Annotated in this window: 4 protein-coding genes; 3 read left to right on the forward strand and 1 reads right to left on the reverse strand. The window is 60.0% G+C overall.

Annotation, left to right across the window (positions count from 1 at the left end):
• Positions 1-463 (forward strand): polymorphic toxin type 37 domain-containing protein (locus PO883_RS33815; protein ID WP_289313699.1); only part of this gene is annotated, 463 nt, incomplete at its 5' end.
• An 18-nt stretch (positions 464-481) separates the two neighbouring features.
• Positions 482-823 (forward strand): hypothetical protein, encoded by a 342-nt coding sequence (locus PO883_RS33820; protein WP_289313700.1) that lies wholly within the window; start codon positions 482-484, stop codon positions 821-823.
• 849 nt (positions 824-1,672) lie between these two features.
• Here the strand turns inward: PO883_RS33820 and PO883_RS33825 are convergent.
• Positions 1,673-2,065 (reverse strand): helix-turn-helix domain-containing protein, encoded by a 393-nt coding sequence (locus PO883_RS33825; RefSeq protein WP_289313701.1) that lies wholly within the window; start codon positions 2,063-2,065, stop codon positions 1,673-1,675.
• 134 nt (positions 2,066-2,199) lie between these two features.
• Between PO883_RS33825 and PO883_RS33830 the strand changes: the two genes are divergently transcribed.
• The coding region (locus PO883_RS33830) for a toprim domain-containing protein (protein ID WP_289313702.1) at positions 2,200-4,642 on the forward strand (2,443 nt) is incomplete at its 3' end.

Raw genomic sequence — 4,642 nt, forward strand, 5'->3', positions numbered from 1 at the left:
TGGCGGTATCAACACCTATGCCTATGTCGGCGGGAATCCTCTCAGCAGTATCGACCCTACGGGTCTAGTGCCCAACCCACTCGAACTGGCATGCGCCGGCGGCCCAAACCCAGTTTGTGTCGTTGGTGTAGGCCTTGATGTTGCTACTTGGATTTGGCCGGGTGCGGCGCTTGTTGGTGGAAGCGCCATCATTATTGCCTCATCGGGAAAACCCCCAAGCGATGCCACTGATCCAAACGGGGCAAAAGCGCCAGGGAAACCGGGTGACGCTGAAGGTTTTTGTGATTCAAAAAAAGGACCCAAGTGGGGGAAGTCACCGAAGGGCTCGGGTTGGGTCGATGATAAAGGCAACGTGTGGGTTCCGACCGGGCCAGGAGATTTAGCCCACGGCGGCCCCCACTGGGATGTACAGAATGCAGGAGGGGGCTATATTAACGTATATCCTGGAGGAAAACGGCGATGATGGGACAAGGGCCAACGAATGAAATTTGAAATTTCTTTGGGCGAGTTTTATTCAGATGGTGATGAGAGGCGTTTTTTTCAGGGGCTGAAAGACGTTACGGCTATTAAAAGCATTAAGGGGGTAGGTCGTGGTCTTATTGTTAACCTTGATCTGCGCTTTTTGAATAACGACGGCGCACGAGAGCTAATAGCTTTGCTTTGGCGATATGAAATACCATTATCGTCGTTCCGTATCCTTGCCGAAAAGTACAAAAAATTTTCTTGGCTGGACGATGTTAAGTGGTATTGGCACAAAAGCATGTTTGGCGAAGCATGCGGTACTGTGTCAGAGCCGACAAAACGCACTCGAACCGAGCAGTAGAGCCCGAGGTAGTTGCGTCGGCGCTTGAGGGGGTAGTGCCGCCAATCAGACACGGACTGGACATTCGGCCGTCCAAGTCGGCGACGTCGGTGTTTGAAATGCTGGCCGTATCTTGTTCGTAGCCTATCTGTAGGCTGGCCGTATGCTATTTGTATCCCATCGGGGCTGCTGGTACGAAAACCCCAGCAAGAAGCGGGCGTGGCCGGGGGCGCGGGGAGTCCCCGCGGCCCCCGCCAGTCTCTCACACATCACGCAACCCTCCGGTTTGCCATAAAGCCCGCCATTGCAGGCTTCCCGTGTAATACGCTATCGACCTCTCTGTTAAACGCTTACCGTCGAAATCGCGGATAGCGCCCGGCGTTGCGGGCTGTCCGTGTAATACGGACCCGGCCGATCGCAGGACTGTCGCATGCGTTCAACGCCGACGATTTTGCACCGGTCGGCGGCAAATTGGCCCGCCGTTTCTGGTGACCTCACATGCACTCGGCCCCTGATCCGCCAATTAACCTCACAGCATTGGCCGCAATTCCCCCGCAAATGTGCAACATTCATCGCCTCGTGACGAAGGACAGGATGCTGGATGTATGCCGCACGAGGCGACATACATCCAGGGTTTCGCCCGCTATGTCGCTTCGCGCCCGTCGCAGTCAACTCAGGGCTTCGCCCCGAGACCCGTGAAAATTTATGGTGGCGGTGCGCTTGGCACCGGCATTGGCGGCTCTCTCGCCGGCGAATGAAGCGAACAGGTAACGGGGCGTGTGCGGCTATTTGTTTATAGTTAACAAAAAAAGCCTCCCCTAACCCCGGCTGGCGCGTGGGGTTGCAAAGTTGCAAAAAAGCGGCGGTCGGTTACTTGCTGGCCGACGTCTTCTCTTTTTTAGTCGCTGACGGTGTGACACGGGCGAGTGTGCCGGCCACAGTGCCGGTCACTTGGTTCTTGACGATCATCGCTTCCAGCACGGCCTTGGCCACCTGTTTCTCTTCCGGTGACATAGCCGACAGTGCCTCGAATTGAAGGCGCAGATCATCATCCGGGCCGCGCTCGGACTCATCAAACAGTAGCGCATCGGCGCTTACAGACAGAGCGATAGCGAGCCGTTTCAGGACATCGACGGCGGGCTGACTTACCCCACCTTCATAGCGGCGAATCTGCACCACGTGCGTACCGGCACGGTCAGCCAGTTGCTGCTGCGTCATGCCGTGCTGTTTGCGGATGTGGGCCAGTCGTTTGGGAAATTCCATCTTCCAGAAACTCAGTTGAGACGAAAGCGACACTGTACCCCCCGAATTAAAAGCGCTTGCTCAATTATAACTACATAGCTATCATAATAATAGCTGTTTGGCGTGTTGACAGGTTTTAGAGAGGAAGGCGATTTATGGCACGTATCCCGGAAAATGAGATCGAGCGACTAAAAAAAGACGTATCGGTGCAGCAATTGGCCGAAGCACGCGGCATCGAGCTGAAGGGCCACGGCGACAACCTGGTAGGCGGCTGCCCGTTCCACGCCGACAAGACGCCCTCGCTGGTCATCACCCCCGACAAAAACCTGTGGCATTGCCTTGGCGCGTGCCAGGCTGGCGGCGGGCCGATTGATTGGGTCATGAAGGCGAACGGCGTATCGTTCCGGCACGCGGTGGAGCTGCTGCGCACCGATTCTGCTTTAGCTGCTGGGGTTGGGGAGCCGGTCAAGGTATCGCGCACGCGCAAGTTGCCGCCGCCAGCAGCGCCGTCCGCCGCCGACGGCGAATTGCTCAACCAGGTCATCGACTTCTACCACCAGACCTTGCTTGAATCGCCGGAAGCGCTGGCCTACCTTGCCAAGCGCGGGCTGACCGATCCGGAAATGATCGAGCGATTCCGGCTGGGCTACGCCAACCGCACGCTGGGCTACCGGCTGCCCGCCAAGAACGTCAAGGCCGGCGCGGAACTCAAGGGCCGTCTGCAAAGCATCGGCGTCCTGCGCGAAACAGGTCACGAGCACTTCAACGGCTCCGTCGTCGTACCGGTCATCGGCATTGGCGGCAATGTCACAGAAGCCTACGCGCGCAAGCTGCGCGACGATCTGCGCACCGGCACGCCGACGCATCTGTATCTGCCGGGGCCGCACCAGGGCGTATGGAACGAGGCGGCGTTGCAGCAGTACGAGGAAATCATTCTGTGCGAGGCATTGATCGACGCGCTCACGTTCTGGCAGGCGGGCTATCACAACGTCACGGCCAGCTATGGGACGTCCGGTTTTACGCCCGACCATATCGCCGCGTTTCAGCGGCACGGCACCAAGCGCGTCCTGATTGCCTATGATCGCGACGACGCGGGTGACAATGCGGCCGACGCGCTGGCCGAGCAATTGCATGCAATCGGCATCGAGTGCTACCGCATCCAGTTCCCGAAGGGGATGGACGCCAACGAATACGCCTTGAAGGTCACGCCGGCATCGAAAAGCCTTGGGATCCTGATCCGCAAGGCGGCGTGGTGCGGCAAGGGCGTAGCGCCGCAGGCCGCACCCGGCCAGCACGTCGAGACGATGGAGTGCACCGCCACTGACGCCAGCGCCGAGCCTGCGCCGGTCGTGACGGCTGCACCTGAACCGGCACCGGCATCCGATGCGGCCATCATTGCGCCGTCGGACTCCACCGGCTTAGCCGCTTCGCCCACGGCCGCGCCAGCGGCGGCGTCCATTGATGCCGAAATCAAGGATGATGAAGTGGTGTTCACCTTCGGCGACCGGCGCTATCGCGTGCGCGGCCTGCCGAAAAACCTGTCGCCCGAAACGCTCAAGATCAACCTGCTCGTGTCCTGCAAGGATGCCTACTTCGTCGATACGCTCGACCTGTACAGCGCACGCGGGCGCAGCCAGTACCTGCTGTACGCGGCCAAGGAGCTGGCGGTGCGCGACGACCTCATCAAGCACGACCTGGGGCGCATCCTGCTCAAACTGGAAGCGTTGCAGGACGAGCGCATCAAATCCGCGACCAAAACGGCGCCGTCCGTCCCGACCATGACGGACGCCGAGCGCGATGCCGCGCTGGCCCTGCTGCGCGCGCCCGACCTGCTGGACCGGATCGTGGCCGACTTCGACGCCTGCGGGCTGGTCGGCGAGCGCACCAACAAGCTCGTTGGCTACCTGGCCGCAGTGAGCCGCAAGCTCGATAGGCCGCTGGCCATCGTCGTGCAGTCGTCAAGTGCGGCCGGTAAAAGCTCGCTGATGGATGCGGTGCTGGCGATGATCCCGGAGGAAGAACGCATCAAGTACAGCGCCATGACGGGCCAGAGCCTGTTCTACATGGGCGAGACGAACTTGCAGCACAAGATCCTTGCCATCGTTGAAGAGGAAGGCGCGAGCCGCGCCAGCTACGCCTTGAAGCTGCTGCAAAGCGAGGGTGAGTTGATGATTGCATCGACCGGCAAGGACGCCAACACGGGCAACCTGATCACCCAGGAATACCGCGTCACCGGCCCGGTCATGATCTTCCTGACCACGACGGCCATCGAGATCGACGAAGAGCTGATGAACCGCTGCATCGTCCTCACCGTCGATGAAGGGCGCGAGCAAACCGAAGCGATCCACAGCCTGCAACGCAACCGGCGAATGCTGGCGGGCCTGATGGCGGTGCAGGGCAAGGATGCGATCCTGGCCCTGCACCGCAATGCACAGCGTCTGCTACGCCCGCTGGCCGTGGTCAACCCCTACGCCGACCAGCTCACGTTCCTGTCGGATAAAACGCGGACCCGGCGCGATCACGAAAAATACCTGACGCTGATCGACACCATCGCTCTGCTGCACCAACACCAGCGCGCCACCAAGAGCACGACGGGCG

The sequence above is a fragment of the Massilia sp. DJPM01 genome (assembly GCF_030348125.1).
Classification (GTDB): Bacteria; Pseudomonadota; Gammaproteobacteria; order Burkholderiales; family Burkholderiaceae_D; genus Telluria_A; species Telluria_A frigida.

Excerpts from the sequence above, each read along its gene's own strand:
- PO883_RS33820 (WP_289313700.1), top strand. The coding sequence starts at position 482 with ATGAAATTTGAAATTTCTTTGGGCGAGTTTTATTCAGATGGTGATGAG.
- PO883_RS33825 (WP_289313701.1), bottom strand. The coding sequence starts at position 2,065 with ATGGAATTTCCCAAACGACTGGCCCACATCCGCAAACAGCACGGCATG.